The organism is Pseudomonas sp. AM8 (assembly GCF_036346475.1).
GTDB classification, from domain to species: Bacteria; Pseudomonadota; Gammaproteobacteria; order Pseudomonadales; family Pseudomonadaceae; genus Aquipseudomonas; species Aquipseudomonas marginalis.
In genome coordinates, this window is sequence record NZ_JAOTNX010000014.1 from 95,017 (window position 1) to 114,280 (window position 19,264).

At 60.8% G+C, this 19,264-nt stretch carries 18 protein-coding genes; 12 read left to right on the forward strand and 6 right to left on the reverse strand.

Going from position 1 to position 19,264, the window contains the following annotated elements; genetic code table 11:
• Positions 1–43: 43 nt before the first annotated feature.
• The gene (gene algW / locus V3W40_RS28315) at positions 44–1,198 is read right to left on the reverse strand and encodes a Do family serine endopeptidase AlgW (protein ID WP_053131789.1); all 1,155 of its coding nucleotides are present in this window, start codon (positions 1,196–1,198) and stop codon (positions 44–46) included.
• A 102-nt stretch (positions 1,199–1,300) separates the two neighbouring features.
• Between algW and V3W40_RS28320 the strand changes: the two genes are divergently transcribed.
• From V3W40_RS28320 to cysN, 3 genes are all read left to right on the forward strand, one after another.
• Positions 1,301–2,059 (forward strand): Nif3-like dinuclear metal center hexameric protein, encoded by a 759-nt coding sequence (locus tag V3W40_RS28320; RefSeq protein WP_330216117.1) that lies wholly within the window; start codon positions 1,301–1,303, stop codon positions 2,057–2,059.
• Positions 2,060–2,195: 136 nt separating this feature from the next.
• Positions 2,196–3,113: a sulfate adenylyltransferase subunit CysD gene (gene cysD / locus V3W40_RS28325; protein WP_017137614.1), complete on the forward strand. Its 918-nt coding sequence runs from the start codon at positions 2,196–2,198 to the stop codon at positions 3,111–3,113.
• Positions 3,114–3,122: 9 nt separating this feature from the next.
• Entirely contained in the window at positions 3,123–5,021 is a 1,899-nt protein-coding gene (gene cysN / locus V3W40_RS28330; RefSeq protein ID WP_065924067.1) for a sulfate adenylyltransferase subunit CysN, read from the forward strand.
• Between the two features lie 280 nt (positions 5,022–5,301).
• On the opposite strand, the gene V3W40_RS28335 is transcribed toward cysN, so the two are convergent.
• The 3 genes from V3W40_RS28335 to V3W40_RS28345 all read right to left on the reverse strand — a co-directional run bounded on the left by V3W40_RS28335 (position 5,302) and on the right by V3W40_RS28345 (position 8,671).
• Positions 5,302–6,201, reverse strand: a complete 900-nt coding sequence (locus tag V3W40_RS28335) for an acyltransferase (protein WP_065924068.1) — start codon at positions 6,199–6,201, stop codon at positions 5,302–5,304.
• Positions 6,202–8,301, reverse strand: coding sequence for a phosphate acetyltransferase (gene pta, locus V3W40_RS28340; RefSeq protein WP_065924069.1), 2,100 nt, complete (start codon positions 8,299–8,301; stop codon positions 6,202–6,204).
• A gap of 79 nt (positions 8,302–8,380) precedes the next feature.
• The gene (locus V3W40_RS28345) at positions 8,381–8,671 is read right to left on the reverse strand and encodes a DUF3565 domain-containing protein (RefSeq protein WP_065924070.1); all 291 of its coding nucleotides are present in this window, start codon (positions 8,669–8,671) and stop codon (positions 8,381–8,383) included.
• Here V3W40_RS28345 and V3W40_RS28350 point away from each other — a divergent pair.
• Complete coding sequence (locus V3W40_RS28350; RefSeq protein WP_027606858.1) at positions 8,670–9,155, forward strand: FKBP-type peptidyl-prolyl cis-trans isomerase; 486 nt, start codon at positions 8,670–8,672, stop codon at positions 9,153–9,155. The genes V3W40_RS28345 and V3W40_RS28350 overlap by 2 nt on opposite strands.
• 201 nt (positions 9,156–9,356) lie before the next feature.
• Here V3W40_RS28350 and rpsT read toward each other — a convergent pair whose 3' ends face one another.
• Entirely contained in the window at positions 9,357–9,635 is a 279-nt protein-coding gene (gene rpsT / locus V3W40_RS28355; RefSeq protein WP_003188401.1) for a 30S ribosomal protein S20, read from the reverse strand.
• Positions 9,636–9,888: 253 nt separating this feature from the next.
• Between rpsT and murJ the strand changes: the two genes are divergently transcribed.
• From murJ to ispH, 6 genes are all read left to right on the forward strand, one after another.
• Positions 9,889–11,427, forward strand: coding sequence for a murein biosynthesis integral membrane protein MurJ (gene murJ, locus V3W40_RS28360; protein ID WP_330216118.1), 1,539 nt, complete (start codon positions 9,889–9,891; stop codon positions 11,425–11,427).
• 119 nt (positions 11,428–11,546) lie between these two features.
• Positions 11,547–12,485, forward strand: coding sequence for a bifunctional riboflavin kinase/FAD synthetase (gene ribF, locus V3W40_RS28365; RefSeq protein WP_065924072.1), 939 nt, complete (start codon positions 11,547–11,549; stop codon positions 12,483–12,485).
• Between the two features lie 14 nt (positions 12,486–12,499).
• Complete coding sequence (gene ileS / locus V3W40_RS28370; protein WP_330216119.1) at positions 12,500–15,331, forward strand: isoleucine--tRNA ligase; 2,832 nt, start codon at positions 12,500–12,502, stop codon at positions 15,329–15,331.
• Positions 15,324–15,836 carry a signal peptidase II gene (lspA, locus tag V3W40_RS28375; protein WP_027606854.1) on the forward strand — a complete coding sequence of 171 codons (513 nt, stop codon included), beginning with the start codon at positions 15,324–15,326 and terminating at the stop codon, positions 15,834–15,836. The genes ileS and lspA overlap by 8 nt, the downstream gene beginning before the upstream one ends.
• Positions 15,837–15,843: 7 nt before the next feature.
• Positions 15,844–16,281, forward strand: coding sequence for an FKBP-type peptidyl-prolyl cis-trans isomerase (gene fkpB / locus V3W40_RS28380; RefSeq protein WP_174562729.1), 438 nt, complete (start codon positions 15,844–15,846; stop codon positions 16,279–16,281).
• 111 nt (positions 16,282–16,392) lie between these two features.
• The gene (gene ispH / locus V3W40_RS28385) at positions 16,393–17,340 is read left to right on the forward strand and encodes a 4-hydroxy-3-methylbut-2-enyl diphosphate reductase (RefSeq protein WP_027606852.1); all 948 of its coding nucleotides are present in this window, start codon (positions 16,393–16,395) and stop codon (positions 17,338–17,340) included.
• Here ispH and V3W40_RS28390 read toward each other — a convergent pair.
• Positions 17,294–17,875 (reverse strand): GspH/FimT family pseudopilin, encoded by a 582-nt coding sequence (locus V3W40_RS28390; RefSeq protein WP_330216120.1) that lies wholly within the window; start codon positions 17,873–17,875, stop codon positions 17,294–17,296. The two genes, ispH and V3W40_RS28390, sit on opposite strands and share 47 nt — an antisense overlap.
• 203 nt (positions 17,876–18,078) lie before the next feature.
• Here V3W40_RS28390 and pilV point away from each other — a divergent pair, with 203 nt between their 5' ends.
• Both pilV and V3W40_RS28400 read left to right on the forward strand, forming a co-directional pair.
• Complete coding sequence (gene pilV, locus V3W40_RS28395; protein ID WP_330216121.1) at positions 18,079–18,564, forward strand: type IV pilus modification protein PilV; 486 nt, start codon at positions 18,079–18,081, stop codon at positions 18,562–18,564.
• Positions 18,561–19,262 carry a prepilin-type N-terminal cleavage/methylation domain-containing protein gene (locus tag V3W40_RS28400; protein ID WP_065924076.1) on the forward strand — a complete coding sequence of 234 codons (702 nt, stop codon included), beginning with the start codon at positions 18,561–18,563 and terminating at the stop codon, positions 19,260–19,262. The genes pilV and V3W40_RS28400 overlap by 4 nt, the downstream gene beginning before the upstream one ends.
• Positions 19,263–19,264 lie beyond the last annotated feature (2 nt).

Consider the following 19,264-nt stretch of genomic DNA (forward strand, 5'->3'; position numbering starts at 1 on the left):
ATGAGCTTACAGGTACCCGCTAACGGGTACCTGGCGAGGTGATTTATTCCTCTTCCTTGACCGGGGCAGGGGGTGGACGCAGGCCGATCTCCGCCAGCAGCTTGATCTCTTTACCGTTGCGCATAACTTGGATCGCCACCTTGTCGGTCGGCTTGATCCGCGCCACCTGGTTCATCGACTTACGGCCATCGCCGGCCGGTTCGCCGTTGATACTGAGGATCACGTCCCCGAGTTGCAGGCCGGCTTTCTGCGCCGGGCCATCGCGGAAGATCCCGGCGACAACGATGCCGGGACGCCCGGTCAGGCCAAACGACTCGGCCAGTTCCTTGGTCAACGGCTGTACTTCAATCCCCAGCCAGCCGCGAATTACCTGGCCGTGCTCGATGATCGACTTCATCACTTCCATCGCCAGCTTTACCGGGATCGCAAAGCCGATGCCCTGGGAGCCGCCGGACTTGGAGAAAATCGCCGTGTTGATGCCAGTCAGGTTGCCATTGGCATCCACCAGTGCGCCGCCGGAGTTGCCCGGGTTGATCGCCGCGTCGGTCTGGATGAAATCTTCGTAGCTGTTAAGCCCCAGTTGGTTACGCCCGGTGGCGCTGATGATGCCCATGGTCACCGTCTGGCCCACCCCGAACGGGTTGCCGATGGCCAGTGCCACATCACCCACCCGCAGCCCATCGGAGCGGCCTAGGGTGATGGACGGCAGGTTTTTCAAATCGATCTTCAGGACCGCGAGGTCGGTTTCCGGGTCGCTGCCCACCACACGGGCCAGGGTTTCGCGGCCGTCACGCAGGGCCACCACAATCTGGTCGGCGCCGGTGGTCACATGGTTATTGGTGAGGATGTAGCCTTCGGGGCTCATGATCACCCCCGAACCCAGGCTGGACTCCATGCGGCGCTGTTTGGGCCCGTTGTCACCGAAGTAGCGGCGGAACTGCGGGTCTTCAAACAGCGGATGGGCCGGCTTGTTGATGACCTTGGTGGTGTACAGGTTGACCACTGCGGGAGCGGCGATGACCACCGCGTCCGCGTAAGTCACCGGGCCTTGCACCACCGCGCTGGTCTGCGGTGCCTGTTGCAGGTTGACATCAAGGCTGGGTAAGCCCACCCACTGGGGATAACGCTGAATAATCAGCATCGCGATCAGCACGCCAGCCAGCAATGGCCATCCAAAAAAACGCAGTGCCTTGAGCATCAAGTAAGTCCTGACAGGTTGCAGGGGGCGGGAGAGCGCCCATAATGTCGCGCATTATACGAGGCTGCGAGCGCCTCGGAACGGGATATTTAGGAGTCTTTTATGGCCGTCCCCCTTACCACCCTCGTCGAGGAAGCGGACCGCTACCTTGGCAGCGCAAAAATTGCCGATTACTGCCCCAATGGCCTGCAGGTCGAGGGGCGGCCGCAAGTGATGCGCATCGTCAGCGGCGTTACCGCAAGCCTTGCCCTGCTGGACGCGGCCGTCGAAGCCCAGGCCGATTTGATCCTGGTGCACCACGGTTATTTCTGGAAAGGCGAAAACCCCTGCATCACCGGCATGAAGCAACGCCGCCTGAAAACCCTGCTCAAGCACGACATCAGCCTGCTGGCCTACCACCTGCCGCTGGACCTGCACCCCGACGTTGGCAATAACGTGCAACTCGCCCGCCAGTTGGACATCACCGTCGAAGGCCTACTGGACCCGAGCAACCCCAGGATCGTCGGCCTGGTCGGCTCGCTCGCCGAACCGCTGTCGCCCCGCGACTTCGCCCGGCGTGTGCAGGATGTGATGGGCCGCGAGCCGCTGCTGATCGAAGGCAGCCAGATGATCCGCCGCATCGGCTGGTGCACCGGCGGTGGCCAGGGTTACATCGACAACGCCATCGCCGCGGGCGTCGACCTGTTCCTGAGCGGCGAAGCTTCCGAGCAAACCTTTCACAGCGCGCGCGAAAACGACATCAGCTTTATCGCCGCCGGACACCACGCCACTGAGCGTTACGGTGTACAGGCGCTGGGCGATTACCTGGCGCGGCGCTTTGCCTTGGAGCATCTGTTCATCGATTGCCCCAACCCGATTTGACTGCCAAACCTTGGGGCATATTGATATACCGTTTCGATCTAGCTGGTGCCCTGAATAGAAGAAGGTGCTGTGCTAGCATGCCCCGCTCGAACACGGCCCGCTGGCCGTCCATAAGATCGTTTTTCCGTGAGTAACCATGGTCGACAAACTGACGCATCTGAAACAGCTGGAGGCGGAAAGCATCCACATCATCCGCGAGGTCGCCGCCGAGTTCGATAACCCGGTGATGCTCTACTCGATCGGTAAAGACTCCGCCGTGATGCTGCACCTGGCGCGCAAGGCCTTCTTCCCGGGCAAGCTGCCGTTCCCGGTGATGCACGTCGACACCCGCTGGAAATTCCAGGAGATGTACAAGTTCCGCGACAAAATGGTCGAGGAGCTGGGCCTGGACCTGATCACCCACGTCAACCCGGATGGCGTGGCGCAGGGCATCAACCCGTTCACCCACGGCAGCGCCAAGCACACCGACATCATGAAGACCGAAGGTCTCAAGCAGGCCTTGGACAAGCATGGTTTCGACGCCGCCTTCGGCGGTGCCCGTCGCGATGAAGAGAAATCCCGTGCCAAAGAGCGCGTGTACTCGTTCCGCGACAGCAAGCACCGCTGGGACCCGAAGAACCAGCGCCCGGAGCTGTGGAACGTCTACAACGGCAACGTCAACAAGGGTGAGTCGATCCGTGTGTTCCCGCTGTCCAACTGGACCGAGCTGGACATCTGGCAGTACATCTACCTGGAAGGCATCCCGATCGTGCCGCTGTACTTCGCCGCCGAACGCGATGTCATCGAGAAGAACGGCACGTTGATCATGATCGACGACGACCGCATCCTCGAGCACTTGTCCGACGAAGACAAAGCCCGAATCGTCAAAAAGAAAGTACGTTTCCGTACCCTTGGCTGCTACCCGTTGACGGGCGCGGTGGAGTCCGAAGCCGAGACGCTGACGGACATCATTCAGGAAATGCTCCTGACGCGAACTTCCGAGCGCCAGGGCCGTGTCATCGACCACGATGGTGCCGGCTCGATGGAAGATAAAAAACGTCAAGGCTATTTCTAAGGGGCTGTCATGTCGCATCAATCTGATTTGATCAGCGAGGACATCCTCGCCTACCTGGGCCAGCACGAGCGCAAGGAAATGTTGCGCTTCCTGACCTGTGGCAACGTCGACGACGGCAAGAGCACCCTGATCGGGCGCCTGCTGCACGACTCCAAGATGATCTACGAAGATCACCTGGAAGCCATCACCCGTGACTCGAAAAAGTCCGGCACCACCGGTGACGACATCGACCTGGCGTTGCTGGTCGACGGCCTGCAGGCCGAGCGTGAGCAGGGCATCACCATCGATGTCGCCTACCGCTACTTTTCCACCGCCAAGCGCAAATTCATCATCGCTGACACCCCCGGCCATGAGCAGTACACCCGCAACATGGCCACCGGTGCATCCACCTGTGACCTGGCGATCATCCTGATCGACGCGCGCTACGGCGTGCAGACCCAGACCCGTCGCCACAGCTATATCGCCTCGTTGCTGGGCATCAAGCACATCGTGATCGCCGTCAACAAGATGGACATCAATGGCTTTGACCAAAGTGTGTTCGAGTCGATCAAGGCCGATTACCTGAAGTTCGCCGAGGGCATCGCCTTCAAGCCGAGCACCATGGCATTCGTGCCGATGTCGGCACTCAAGGGCGACAACGTGGTGAACAAGAGCGAGCACTCGCCCTGGTACACCGGCCAGTCGCTGATGGAGATCCTCGAGACTGTCGAGATCGCCAACGACCGCAACTACACCGACCTGCGTTTCCCGGTGCAGTACGTCAACCGTCCGAACCTGAACTTCCGTGGGTTTGCCGGCACCCTGGCCAGCGGCATCGTGCATAAGGGCGACGAAGTCGTGGTGCTGCCGTCAGGCAAGAGCAGCCGCGTCAAATCCATCGTCACCTTCGAAGGTGAGCTGGAACACGCCGGCCCAGGCCAGGCCGTGACCCTGACCATGGAAGACGAGATCGACATCTCCCGTGGCGACCTGCTGGTGCATGCCGACAACGTGCCGCAAGTGACCGACGCCTTCGACGCCATGCTGGTGTGGATGGCCGAAGAGCCGATGCTGCCGGGCAAGAAATACGACATCAAGCGCGCCACCAGCTACGTGCCGGGTTCCATCACCAGCATCGTGCACCGTGTGGACGTGAACACCCTGGCCGAAGGCCCGGCGAGTTCGCTGCAACTGAACGAAATCGGCCGGGTCAAGGTCAGCCTCGACGCCGCCATCGCGTTGGATGGCTATGACAGCAACCGCACCACCGGTGCATTTATCGTCATCGACCGCTTGACCAACGGCACCGTGGGCGCCGGCATGATCATCGCACCGCCGGTCACCCACGGCAGTGCGGCGCATCACGGCAAGTTGGCCCATGTCGCCACCGAGGAGCGCGCCCAGCGTTTCGGCCAGCAACCGGCCACCGTGTTGTTCAGCGGCCTGTCGGGCGCGGGCAAGAGCACCTTGGCCTATGCGGTCGAGCGCAAGCTGTTCGACATGGGGCGTGCGGTGTTCGTGCTGGATGGCCAGAACCTGCGTCACGACCTGAACAAGGGCTTGCCCCAGGACCGTGCCGGGCGTACCGAAAACTGGCGCCGTGCCGCTCACGTGGCGCGTCAGTTCAACGAGGCCGGCCTGCTGACCCTGGCCGCATTCGTCGCCCCGGATGCCGAAGGCCGTGAACAGGCCAAGGCGCTGATTGGCAGCGACCGCCTGCTGACCGTGTACGTGCAGGCGTCGCCGCAGGTGTGTGCCGAGCGTGATCCGCAGGGCTTGTACGCGGCGGGTGGGGATAACATCCCTGGCGAATCCTTCCCGTACGACGTGCCGTTGAATGCCGACCTGGTAATCGATACCCAGGCCCTGTCACTGGAAGACAGCGTCAAGCAAGTGCTGGAACTGTTGCGCCAGCGCGGGGCGATCTAAGCCTCGCGGCCACAAAAAAGCCCGCCACCGAGTGATCGGTGGCGGGCTTTTTCACATCTTCAAGACCGGGCGCGGTCAAATGTGGGAGGGGGCAAGCCCTAATGCCAGTCAGTTAAGCTTACATCGCCTCCTGTAGGAGCGAGCTTGCTCGCGAAAAACGTCAACGATAACGCGTGCTTCCTGAATGAGCGCGGCGCCTGTGAGTTTTTCGCGAGCAAGCTCGCTCCTACAAAAAGCCTTAACTGACTGGCATTTGGGCAAGCCCCCTCCCACAGGTTGATCATCGCTTGCTTGGGAATTCGGTGTGAAGCTGATCCAGCAACGCATCCTTGGTTTCCCACAGCTGGTTGATCCACCCCTGGAACGCCAGTCGATACTCCCCATCCTGCTCATAATTCCTGCCGATAAACTCTGCCGGAATCTGCACCTCTTCAAACTGCACCACCACGTCCTGCACCTTCCCGCACAGCAGGTCCCAATACCCAGGACGTCCGCCAGGGTAGTGAATGGTCACATTGACCAGTGATTTCAGCTGTTCCCCCATGGCATCCAGCACAAACGCGATACCACCCGCCTTGGGCTTGAGCAGGTAGCGAAACGGCGACTTCTGCTGCGCATGCTTGCCCGGTGTAAAACGCGTGCCTTCGGCAAAGTTGAAAATACCCACGGGGTTGTCGCGAAACTTCGCACAGGTCTTGCGAGTGGTTTCCAGGTCCTTGCCTTTCTTCTCCGGGTGTTTTTCCAGGTAGGCCTTGGTGTAGCGCTTCATGAAGGGAAAACCCAGTGCCCACCACGCCAGGCCAATCACCGGCACCCAGATCAACTCCTGCTTGAGGAAGAATTTCAGCGGGCGAATCCGACGATTGAGCACGTATTGCAGGACCATGATGTCGACCCAGCTCTGGTGATTGCTGGTCACCAGGTACGAGTGCTGGTAGTCCAGGCCTTCAAGGCCTTTAAGGTGCCAACGGGTATGGCGCACCAGGTTCATCCAGCCCTTGTTGTTGGTGACCCAGGCTTCGTGGGTGTGGTTCATCAGCCATTCGCTGAAGCGCTTGGCGAAGGGCAGCGCCTTGAACAGCGCCACGATAAACAGGAACGAACACAGCAGGATCGTATTCAGCGCCAACAGCAGCGAAGCGATCACCCCGCGTACGGCGGCAGGTAGAAAATCCAGCATTTAGATATCCATAGGTCGGTTGGCGGCTTGGATCGCAGTCAGCGCGATGGTGTACACGATGTCGTCGACCTGGGCACCCCGTGGCAGGTCGTTGACCGGTTTGCGCAGGCCTTGGAGCATCGGCCCCAGGCTGACGCAATCGGCGCTGCGTTGCACGGCCTTGTGCGTGGTGTTGCCGGTGTTCAGGTCCGGGAACACGAACACGGTGGCTTTGCCGGCGACCAGGCTGTCGGGGGCCAGTTGGCGGGCGACGGTTTCGTTGGCGGCGGCGTCGTATTGCAGCGGGCCGTCGATCAGCAGTGAGCTTTGCTGTTCATGGGCGAGCAGGGTGGCTTCGCGGACTTTCTCCACTTCCTCACCGCTGGCCGAGTCGCCGCTGGAGTAGCTGATCATCGCCACACGCGGGGTGATACCGAAGGCGGCGGCCGAGTCGGCGCTTTGCAAGGCGATTTCCGCCAGCTCGGCGGCACTGGGGTGCGGGTTCATCACGCAGTCGCCGTAGACCAGCACCTGCTCGGGGAACAGCATGAAGAACACCGACGACACCAGGGTGCAGCCCGGTGCGGTCTTGATCAACTGCAGGGCCGGGCGAATGGTGTTGGCGGTGGAGTGGATAACACCGGAAACCAAGCCGTCCACTTCATCCAGTGCGAGCATCATGGTGGCGATCACCACGGTGTCTTCCAGTTGCTGCTCGGCCATCGGTGCATTCAGGCTCTTGCTCTTGCGCAGGGCAACCATGGGCTCCACGTAGCGCTGGCGAATCAGGTCCGGGTCGAGAATCTCCAGGCCTTCGGGCAATTCGATGCCCTGGGCGCGCGCGACCGCTTCTACGTCAGCCGGCTTGGCCAGCAGTACGCAGCGCGCGATGCCCCTTGCCTGGCAGATAGCGGCGGCTTGCACGGTCAGCGGCTCGCTGCCCTCGGGCAGCACAATGCGTTTGTTGGCCGCCTGGGCGCGCTGGATCAACTGGTAGCGGAACACCGCCGGCGACAGGCGCATCTCCCGTGGCGTGCCGCAGCGCTGGTGCAGCCAGCGCGCATCGAGGTGGCTGGCGACGAAATCGGTGATGATCTCCGCGCGCTCGCGGTCATCGATGGGGATTTCCTTGTTGAGGTTGTTGAGCAGGTTGGCGGTCTCGTAGGAACCGGTACTCACCGACAAAACCGGCAGCCCAGCCTGGAACGCGCCGCGGCACAGATCCATGATGCGCGGGTCGGGCAGGGTGTCGCTGGTCAGCAGCAGGCCGGCCAGGGGCACACCGTTGATCGCGGCCAGGCTGACGGCGAGGATGATGTCGTCACGGTCGCCGGGGGTCACCACCAGCACGCCGGGCTTGAGCAGCTCCACGGTGTTACGCATGGTGCGGGCGCAGATGATGATCTTGGTCATGCGCCGGGTTTCGTAGTCGCCGGCGTTGAGGATCTGCGCGCCCATCAGGTCGGCCACGTCGCGGGTGCGCGGCGCGTTGAGTTCCGGCTGGTAAGGAATGCAGCCGAGCAGGCGGAAATCACCGCTGCGCAGCAAGGGCGAATGCTCCTTGAGGCGCGCCGAGAAGGCTTCCATGCTTTCGTCGGTGCGCACCTTGTTCAGGATCACGCCGAGCACTTTCGGGTCTTTCGGGCCGCCGAACAGCTGGGCCTGCAGTTCCACGCGGCCGGAGAGTTCGGTGAGCACTTCGTTTTCCGGGGCCGAGACCAGGATCACTTCCGCATCCAGGCTCTTGGCCAGGTGCAGGTTGACCCGGGCCGCATAGCTGGCGCTGCGGGTCGGTACCATACCTTCGACGATCAGCACGTCCTTGCCCACGGCGGCCTGCTGATAAAGGGTGATGATTTCTTCGAGCAGCTCGTCGAGCTGGCCGTCGCCGAGCATGCGTTCCACGTGAGCCAGGCCTAGCGGTTGTGGCGGCTTGAGGCCATGGGTGCGAGCCACCAGCTCGGTGGAGCGTTCGGGGCCGGTATCGCCGGGATGTGGCTGGGCAATCGGCTTGAAAAAACCGACTTTCAGGCCGGCTCGCTCAAGGGTACGCACCAGCCCAAGGCTGATGGAGGTCAGACCCACACCAAAATCGGTGGGCGCGATAAAAAAAGTCTGCATGCGAATTCTCTGGAGGTGCATGGCTTCGGTGGCGCCCTATGGTTGAGTGCCTACCGGGAATCAGGCGCCAAGGTTATCGTTATTCGGGCGCTTGCGCACACCAGCCGCAGGCAAAGGGCTGGCCTATTTTTCCCAGGCGCTGTGTGGCGTCGAGTACCCAGGCGCGAGACTGCCATGGCGGCTGGTGGCGCAGGTGCTGGGTGTGGCCGCAGGACAGCTCGGCAACCCAGTGACCCTCCTCGTCCTGGTGGAAGCCGATGATCAAGGATGCCGTTGATCGGCCCCGTCCGTCCGGGTTCTGTTCGCTTTCGGGCAAATCCTTGTTTAGACTTGTCCGTTCTTCATTCTTATGCAAAAGGTCTCGCCCCATGACGATCGCCGCTAACAAGGCTGTCTCCATCGACTATACCCTGACCAACGACGCTGGTGAGGTCATCGACAGCTCAGCCGGCGGCGCGCCGCTGGTCTACCTGCAAGGCGCAGGTAACATCATCCCAGGCCTGGAAAAGGCTCTGGAAGGCAAGAGCGTTGGTGATGAGCTGACCGTTGCCGTAGAACCTGAAGATGCCTACGGCGAATACTCCGCCGAACTGGTCAGCACCCTGAGCCGCAGCATGTTCGAAGGTGTTGATGAGTTGGAAGTGGGCATGCAGTTCCACGCCTCCGCGCCGGACGGTCAAATGCAGATCGTCACCATTCGTGATCTGGACGGCGACGACGTCACCGTCGACGGCAACCACCCTCTGGCTGGCCAGCGCCTGAACTTCCAAGTGAAGATCGTTGCCATCCGCGACGCTTCCCAGGAAGAAGTGGCCCACGGTCACGTCCACGGTGAAGGCGGTCATCACCATTGATTGATGTTTTGATCAAGTGGTAGCAAAAACGCCCCGACTGGTTCGGGGCGTTTTTTGTGCGCTTGAAAATCTCTACCGGATCCCCCCGCCACATTTTGATCGTGGTGTATTTTCAGGCACAAACAAAAATGCCCCAGACCTTTCGGTACGGGGCATTTCTTAACTGTTTCGCAACCTGGGCTGCGTGGCAGTTGTTACCACTTAGGCAGCAGCAGGAACGCTCAGAGCCTTGATGTGGCCATTCAGGCGGCTCTTATGACGAGCGGCCTTGTTCTTGTGGATGATGCCTTTATCGGCCATACGGTCGATGACTGGCACAGCCAGAACGTAAGCTGCTTGAGCTTTTTCAGCGTCTTTGGTGTCGATGGCTTTAACTACATTCTTGATGTAGGTACGAACCATGGAACGCAGGCTGGCGTTGTGGCTGCGACGCTTCTCAGCCTGTTTTGCACGTTTTTTGGCGGAAGGTGTGTTGGCCACCGTCGAGCTCCTCGAAAGACTTTTTAGGAAATAGCAAACAAAATAGGCCGCGAATCATGCCGATGACTTGATGTGTTGTCAAGGCCGGCTGATGCGAACTGCTGAGTGGTCGATCTGAAGAGGCGGGTGATTTATTTCCGGCGCTTGACCTGTAAACTCGCGAGCTTTGGCGCTGTGCTGTTGCAGGCGCGCAGTATCGCATAAGTAGGCGCTTAGTTCGCCTGCTCTTTATCTATAGGCGCAAACTCTTTCAATGAATCTGCTCAAATCGTTGGCCGCCGTCAGCTCTATCACGATGATCTCCCGGGTTTTGGGGTTCGTGCGTGACACCCTGCTGGCGCGTATTTTTGGCGCCAGCATGGCCACGGATGCGTTCTTTATTGCGTTCAAACTGCCCAACCTGCTGCGGCGGATCTTTGCCGAGGGCGCGTTTTCCCAGGCGTTCGTGCCGATTCTGGCCGAGTACAAGACCCAGCAGGGGGAGGAGGCGACCCGTACCTTCATTGCCTATGTCTCGGGCCTGCTCACCCTGGTGTTGATGCTGGTGACCATCGTCGGCATGCTCGCCGCGCCCTGGGTGATCTGGGCCACGGCGCCGGGTTTTGCCAATACGCCGGAAAAATTCGCGCTGACCACTGACCTGTTGCGGGTGACCTTTCCTTATATATTGCTGATCTCACTGTCATCCCTGGCCGGTGCGATCCTCAACACCTGGAACCGTTTCTCGGTGCCGGCGTTCGTGCCGACGCTGCTTAACGTCAGCATGATTATTTTTGCGCTGTTCCTGACACCTTACTTCGATCCGCCGGTCATGGCCCTTGGCTGGGCCGTGCTGGCCGGTGGCCTGGCGCAGTTGCTCTACCAACTGCCGCACCTGAAAAAGATCGGCATGCTCGTATTGCCGCGCCTGAACCTCAAGGACACCGGCGTCTGGCGCGTGATGCGCAATATGTTGCCGGCGATCCTTGGGGTGTCGGTGAGCCAGATTTCCCTGATCATCAACACCGCGTTCGCCTCGCTGCTGGTATCCGGCTCGGTGTCATGGATGTATTACGCCGACCGCCTCATGGAACTGCCGTCTGGCGTGCTGGGCGTAGCCCTCGGCACCATTTTGCTGCCGACGCTGGCACGCACCTTTGCCAGCAAGGATCGCCAGGAATACTCGCGCATCCTCGATTGGGGACTGCGCCTGTGTTTCGTGCTGGTGCTGCCGTGCGCACTGGCGTTGGGGATCCTGGCCGAGCCGCTGACAGTGTCGCTGTTCCAATACGGGCAATTCGATGCCCATGACGCGTTGATGACCCAGCATGCGCTGGTGGCTTATTCCGTCGGCCTGCTCGGCATCATCGTGATCAAGGTGCTGGCGCCTGGCTTCTATGCCCAGCAGAACATCCGCACGCCGGTAAAGATCGCGATCTTCACCCTGATCGTCACGCAACTGCTCAACCTGGTGTTTATTGGTCCGCTGGCCCACGCCGGCCTGGCCCTGGCCATCAGTGCCGGTGCGTGCATCAATGCCGGCCTGCTGTTTTATCAGCTGCGCAAACAACAGATGTTCCAGCCTCAGCCTGGCTGGGGCATGTTCGCCCTCAAGTTGCTGGTGGCGGTTGCGATGATGTCGGCGGTATTGCTCGGCCTGATGCACTTCATGCCGGCCTGGGATGAGGGGCATATGCTGGAGCGCTTCATGCGCCTGGGCGTGCTGGTCGTGGCCGGCGTGGTGGTGTACTTCGGGATGTTGCTGCTGCAAGGCTTCCGCCTGCGGGATTTCAATCGCAAGTCGTTGAGCTAGAGAGTTTGCCGCGATAAAACGGTTGTTTTATCGATTCGATCCATTTGCCCTGCGCTGTTGCCTGTCGTCCGGGGCCGGGTGTGGTTATAATCGACCACTTTATGAGCAAGAAGCGCGTTATGCAGCTGGTTCGAGGTCTCCACAACCTGCGCCCTGAGCATCGGGGCTGCGTCGCCACTATTGGCAACTTTGACGGTGTTCACCGTGGCCACCAGGCTATCCTGGCCCGGCTGCGCGAGCGTGCGGTCGAGTTGGGCGTACCCAGCTGCGTGGTGATTTTCGAGCCGCAGCCGCGGGAATATTTCACCCCGGAAACGGCACCGGCACGTCTGGCCCGTCTGCGGGACAAGCTGCAACTGCTGGCCGAAGAAGGCGTGGACCGCGTCCTCTGCCTGGCTTTCAACCAGCGTTTGCAAAGTCTCAGCGCTGCCGAGTTCGTCGACCGCATACTGGTAGATGGCCTGGGCGTACAGCATTTGGAGGTCGGCGACGACTTCCGTTTTGGCTGCGACCGGGTCGGGGATTTCGAGTTCCTGCAACACGCCGGTATCACCCAGGGCTTTACCGTCGAAGCCGCGCAAACCGTCGAACTGGACGGCCTGCGCGTGAGCAGCACCCAGGTGCGTAACGCCCTGGCCGCTGCCGACTTCGCCTTGGCCGAGCGTTTGCTCGGTCGCCCGTTCCGCATTGCCGGGCGGGTACTGCACGGCCAGAAGCTGGCGCGCCAACTGGGCACGCCAACCGCCAACGTGCAACTCAAGCGCCGCCGTGTGCCGCTGACCGGGGTTTACCTGGTGAGCGTCGACATCGACGGCCAATCGTGGCCGGGAGTCGCCAACATAGGCGTCAGGCCCACGGTTGCAGGTGATGGCAAGGCCCACCTGGAAGTTCATCTGTTGGATTTTGCCGGTGATCTGTATGACCGGCGTTTGACGGTGGTTTTCCACCAGAAGCTGCGTGAAGAGCAGCGTTTCGCCTCGCTTGAGGCGTTGAAAACGGCGATCAATGCGGATGTCGCCGCCGCCCGTGCACTAGCCGCACCTAGCGCCCATCGCTAACCGAAGAGCCTTAAATGACCGACTATAAAGCCACGCTAAACCTTCCGGACACCGCCTTCCCAATGAAGGCCGGCCTGCCACAGCGCGAACCGCAGATCCTGCAGCGCTGGGACAGTATTGGCCTGTACGGAAAGTTGCGCGAAATTGGCAAGGATCGTCCGAAATTCGTCCTGCACGACGGCCCTCCTTATGCCAACGGCACGATTCACATCGGTCATGCGCTGAACAAAATTCTCAAGGACATGATCCTGCGCTCGAAAACCCTTTCGGGCTTCGACGCGCCTTATGTCCCGGGTTGGGACTGTCACGGCCTGCCGATCGAACACAAGGTCGAAGTGACCTACGGCAAGAACCTGGGTGCCGATAAAACCCGCGAACTGTGCCGTGCCTACGCTGCCGAGCAGATCGAAGGGCAGAAGTCCGAGTTCATCCGCCTGGGTGTGCTGGGCGAGTGGGACAACCCGTACAAAACCATGAACTTCAAGAACGAGGCCGGTGAAATCCGTGCCTTGGCCGAAATCGTCAAGGGCGGTTTCGTGTTCAAGGGCCTCAAGCCCGTGAACTGGTGCTTCGATTGCGGCTCGGCCCTGGCTGAAGCGGAAGTCGAATACGAAGACAAGAAGTCCTCGACCATCGACGTGGCCTTCCCGATCGCCGACGACGCCAAGCTGGCCGAGGCCTTTGGCCTGGCAAGCCTGAGCAAACCGGCTGCCATCGTGATCTGGACCACCACCCCGTGGACCATTCCCGCCAACCAGGCGCTGAACGTGCACCCGGAATTCACCTATGCCCTGGTGGACGTCGGTGATCGCCTGCTGGTGCTTGCCGAGGAAATGGTCGAAGCGTGCCTGGCTCGCTACGAGCTGCAAGGTTCGGTAATTGCCACCACTACCGGTTCCGCGCTGGAGCTGATCAACTTCCGTCATCCGTTCTATGACCGTCTGTCGCCGGTGTACCTGGCTGACTACGTCGAGTTGGGTTCGGGTACAGGTGTGGTTCACTGCTCGCCGGCCTATGGCGTGGACGACTTCGTGATCTGCAAGAAGTACGGCATGGTCAACGATGAGATCATCAACCCGGTGCAAAGCAACGGTGTTTATGTGCCGTCGCTGGAGTTCTTCGGCGGCCAGTTCATCTTCAAGGCCGACCAGCCGATCATCGACAAGCTGCGTGAAGTCGGTGCGCTGATGCAAACCGACACCATCAAGCACAGCTACATGCACTGCTGGCGCCACAAGACCCCGCTGATCTACCGCGCCACCGCGCAATGGTTTATCGGCATGGACAAAGAACCGGCCAGCGGCGACACCCTGCGTGTGCGCTCGCTCAAGGCCATCGAAGACACCAAGTTCGTCCCGGCCTGGGGCCAGGCGCGCCTGCATTCGATGATCGCCAACCGTCCGGACTGGTGCATCTCCCGTCAACGCAACTGGGGTGTGCCGATCCCGTTCTTCCTCAACAAGGAAAGCGGTGAGCTGCACCCACGCACCGTCGAACTGATGGAAGTGGTGGCCCAGCGTGTCGAACAGGAAGGCATCGAAGCCTGGTTCAAGCTGGACGCCGCCGAGTTGCTGGGTGACGAAGCGCCGCTGTACGACAAGATCAGCGACACCCTCGACGTATGGTTCGACTCCGGTACCACCCACTGGCACGTGCTGCGCGGCTCGCACCCGATGGGTCACGAAACCGGCCCGCGTGCCGACCTGTACCTGGAGGGCTCCGACCAACACCGGGGCTGGTTCCACTCGTCGCTGCTGACCGGTTGCGCCATCGACAACCACGCGCCATACCGCGAGCTGCTGACCCACGGGTTCACCGTCGACGAGACGGGCCGCAAGATGTCCAAGTCGCTGAAGAACGTGATCGAGCCGAAAAAGATCAACGACACCTTGGGCGCCGACATCATGCGCCTGTGGGTGGCGTCGACCGATTACTCCGGCGAGATCGCCGTGTCGGACCAGATCCTGGCCCGTAGCGCCGATGCCTACCGCCGTATCCGTAATACCGCGCGCTTCCTGCTGTCGAACCTGACCGGTTTCAACCCGGCCACCGACATCCTGCCGGCCGAGGACATGCTCGCCCTGGACCGTTGGGCCGTGGACCGTACCCTGTTGCTGCAGCGCGAGTTGCAGGAGCACTACGGCGAATACCGTTTCTGGAACGTGTACTCGAAGATCCACAACTTCTGTGTGCAGGAGTTGGGTGGTTTCTACCTCGACATCATCAAGGACCGCCAGTACACCACCGGTGCCAACAGCAAGGCCCGCCGTTCGGCGCAGACCGCGCTGTACCACATCTCCGAAGCGCTGGTGCGCTGGATCGCACCGATCCTGGCCTTCACCGCCGATGAGCTGTGGGAATACCTGCCGGGCGAGCGTAACGAGTCCGTCATGCTCAATACCTGGTACGAAGGCTTGACCGAACTGCCGGCCGACTTCGAACTGGGCCGCGAGTACTGGGAAGGCGTAATGGCCGTCAAGGTTGCGGTGAACAAGGAACTGGAGGTTCAGCGTGCGGCCAAGGCCGTCGGTGGCAACCTCCAGGCCGAAGTTACCCTGTTTGCCGAGGAAGGCCTGACTGCCGACCTGACCAAGCTGAGCAATGAGCTGCGCTTCGTGTTGATCACTTCCACTGCGAGCCTGGCACCGTTCGCCCAGGCACCGGCGGATGCCGTAGCCACCGAAGTGCCGGGCCTCAAGCTCAAGGTGGTCAAGTCGGCCTTCCCTAAGTGCGCCCGTTGCTGGCACTGCCGTGAAGACGTCGGGGTGAACCCTGAGCATCCGGAAATCTGCGGTCGTTGCGTCGACAACATCTCGGGTGAAGGCGAGGTTCGCCACTATGCCTAATGCAGCCAGTCGTTTCGGACGCCTGGGCTGGCTCGTACTGAGCGTGCTGGTCCTGGTCATTGACCAGGTCAGCAAGGCTCATTTCGAGGGCTCCCTGGAAATGTTCCAGCAAATCGTGGTGATCCCGGATTACTTCAGCTGGACCCTGGCCTACAACACCGGCGCCGCCTTCAGCTTCCTGGCTGACGGCGGCGGCTGGCAGCGCTGGCTGTTCGCCCTGATCGCAGTGGTGGTCAGTGCGGTGCTCGTGGTCTGGCTCAAGCGCCTGGGCCGCGATGACACCTGGCTGGCCATCGCCTTGGCCCTGGTGTTGGGCGGTGCCCTGGGCAACCTGTACGACCGTATTGCCCTGGGCCATGTGATCGACTTTATCCTGGTGCATTGGCAGAACCGCCATTACTTCCCGGCGTTCAATTTTGCCGACAGCGCCATCACCGTCGGTGCAATCATGCTGGCGCTGGACATGTTCAAAAGTAAGAAAACCGGAGAGACCGTCAATGACTGATCAGGTATTGGCTGAGCAACGCATCGGCCAGAACACGGAGGTCACCTTGCATTTCGCACTGCGCCTGGAGAATGGCGACACGGTCGACAGCACGTTCGACAAAGCCCCGGCGACTTTCAAGGTCGGCGACGGCAACTTGCTGCCGGGTTTTGAAGCGGCACTGTTCGGTTTCAAGGCTGGCGACAAGCGCACCCTGCAGATCCTGCCGGAAAACGCCTTTGGCCAGCCCAACCCGCAAAACGTGCAGATCATCCCGCGTTCGCAGTTCCAGGACATGGACCTGTCGGAAGGCCTGCTGGTGATCTTCAACGATGCGGCGAATACCGAACTGCCCGGTGTGGTCAAAGCCTTCGATGACGCGCAGGTAACCATCGACTTCAACCACCCGTTGGCCGGTAAAACCTTGACGTTCGACGTTGAAATCATCGACGTTAAAGCTCTTTGATCAACGCCCCGATCTAAAGTGTGGGAGGGGGCAAGCCCGCTCCCGCCCTTGGTCGCCATTGTCAGTTCAGTAGCATCAACTCTGGCCCAAGCGCCAGACACGAGGCACAGCATGCAAATCAAACTCGCCAACCCCCGTGGCTTCTGCGCCGGCGTGGACCGGGCGATCGAAATCGTCAACCGCGCCCTGGAAGTCTTCGGGCCGCCGATCTATGTGCGCCATGAGGTCGTCCATAACAAGTTCGTGGTCGAAGACCTGCGCGCACGTGGCGCCATCTTTGTCGAAGAACTGGAGCAGGTGCCGGACGACGTTATTGTTATCTTCAGCGCCCACGGTGTTTCCCAGGCCGTACGTACCGAAGCGGCTGGCCGTGGCCTGAAAGTATTCGACGCCACCTGTCCGCTGGTCACCAAGGTACATATCGAAGTCGCGCGCTACAGCCGTGATGGTCGCGAATGCATCCTGATTGGCCATGCCGGTCACCCGGAAGTCGAAGGCACCATGGGCCAATACGACGGCAGCAATGGTGGCGCCATCTACCTTGTGGAAGACGAAAAAGACGTCGCCAGCTTGCAGGTTCACAACCCGGAGCGTTTGGCGTTCGTGACCCAGACCACCTTGTCCATGGACGACACCAGCCGCGTCATCGACGCGCTGCGCAGCCGCTTCCCGGCCATTGGTGGGCCACGCAAGGACGACATCTGCTACGCCACCCAAAACCGCCAGGATGCAGTCAAACAGTTGGCCGATGAATGCGATGTAGTGCTGGTGGTCGGCAGCCCTAACAGCTCCAATTCCAACCGCCTGCGCGAATTGGCCGAACGCATGGCGACACCGGCGTACCTGATCGACGGTGCTGAAGATATGCAGCGCAGCTGGTTCGATGGTGTCGAGCGTATTGGCATCACGGCTGGCGCTTCGGCCCCGGAAGTCCTGGTGCGCGGCGTCATCCAGCAGTTGCATGCCTGGGGGGCTACGGGCGCCGATGAGTTGGCCGGTCGTGAAGAGAACATCACTTTCTCCATGCCCAAGGAGCTGCGGGTTCGCTCCCTCCTCTGAATGCCAGGGTGCCGGAGTAACTTCGGCACAACGCCTGTTCGGCTCTATCGCTGCGCAGGCTGATGCGCCCACTGGGCGCCAGCACCACCTGGTACAGGCTCTGTACCGAGTCCGTGGCGCATATATGTACAGTGCCGGCACGAAAACCTCCCCCAGCAAATACCGGCTCGCCCAATCCGCTGAAGCGTACCTGGCTTTTGACCGGTCCATTCCCGACGATCGGCACCCGTCCGCTGCCCTGGCGCTCCAGTAACACCGGGTTGTCGTCGTCCAGATGGCCACGCCCGCTTACATCCAGCACGACCCGCCAACCCCGGCTCCAGTCATCGTTCAGTGCGTGGATGACCACCGCGCGGTTACGCGTGATGGCTTCAGTGCGTGCGAAGCGAAATCCGTTTGTCAGTGATTGCGCCGCGCTTTGTCGCTGCTGTGATTCCAGCAGGCCGGTGAAACTGGGCGTAGCCAGATGCGCCAGGATGCCGCTCACGATCAGTCCGAGCAGCAGTTCGATCAGGGTGAAACCTCGTTGCTCCATAGGCCGTCCCTCCGTGGGCGTGTGTACATACAGGGTTGAAACATAGGTATAGCGTCCGGCTCGGAGTGTCGAATGATGGCCTTTATGTCCAAAGTATTTCCCTTTGTTCCGTAACCGGCGCCGGCGAAAAACCGACGCTAGTCTTGGGTCTCACAGCAGGGTTTTCCTGCTTTTTTCGGCCCTCGACACGGATGACGACGGTAATGCCTGCCTGCCTGAAAACCTGTTTCTTCCCGACTTTTCCTCGGTACCAAATCGGCATGACATTGATTGAAGTGCTGGTGGCGGTGCTGATTCTCGCGGTCGGGCTGTTAGGTGCAGTGATGCTCCAGCTCAACGCCCTCAAGTACACCGACAGTTCGAGGATGACCAGCCAGGCCAGTTTCATCGCCTACGATATGCTCGACCGAATCCGTGCCAATTCCGGTGCCGACTACTCGTTGCGTCGTGGCGCTCGAGCGCCGGCCCGTACCGCGACCACCAGCGTGCGTGACGTGGACCTGCATGATTTTGAAGCCAATATTCGCGGTTTTGCCGGGGAGAGCGGCAAAGGCTCTGTGGCGGTCAGTGCAGATGAAGTGACTGTCAGTATCAGTTGGGATGACAGCCGGGGTGCAAACACGCCTGGCGCGCGGGAAACCTTCACCCTGACCAGTCGCATCGATAATGAGCCGGGGGTGATGCAATGAGGCATCGGGTTAGAGGTTTCAGCCTGGTGGAATTGTTGCTGGCCCTGGCCGTCGGTTTGGTGCTGGTGCTTGGCGGGAGCCAGGTGCTGATCAATTCCCGAGCGACCCACGCCAGCCAGCAGGCAGCCATGTTGCTGCAGGATGATGCGCGGTTTGTGCTGGGCAAGATGATCCGGGATATTCGCCAGGCGGGTATGTTTGGCTGTTTGGCCCCGGCCTTTATCGAGAATGCCCCGCCAGCCTTTGAAAGGCCGGTCAGCTGGAATGCCGGGGGCAGTTCAAAGTCGCTGACGCTGGTCACTGCCGATGTCGGTGGCGGCAGGCCTGACTGGACGGTGCTCTCCGACTGCACTGCTGGCGCCCAAGCCTATTCAGGCAGCTCACCTGCACCTGCTCCCGGGCAGATTCGATTTGCGATTCGGCAACTGACCTACACCTTCGAGGCGGGCCAGTTGAAGGTCAGCACGCTTGCGTCGCCGGCCCGGGCTGTGTTGGTGGATAACGTACGGGCTTTCGATGTCAGTTTCGGCGTGGCTGCCAGCCCGGTATCCGTTCGGGTTGTGCGTTATGACGCTATCCCGACCGATGAGTCCTTGATCCGCAGTGTGCGCATCCGCATGACGTTGCAAGACCCGACGGGGCGGGTAAAAGATCAAACCTACAGCGTCGTGGCGGCGCTGCGAAACCGCTTGGGCTAGGG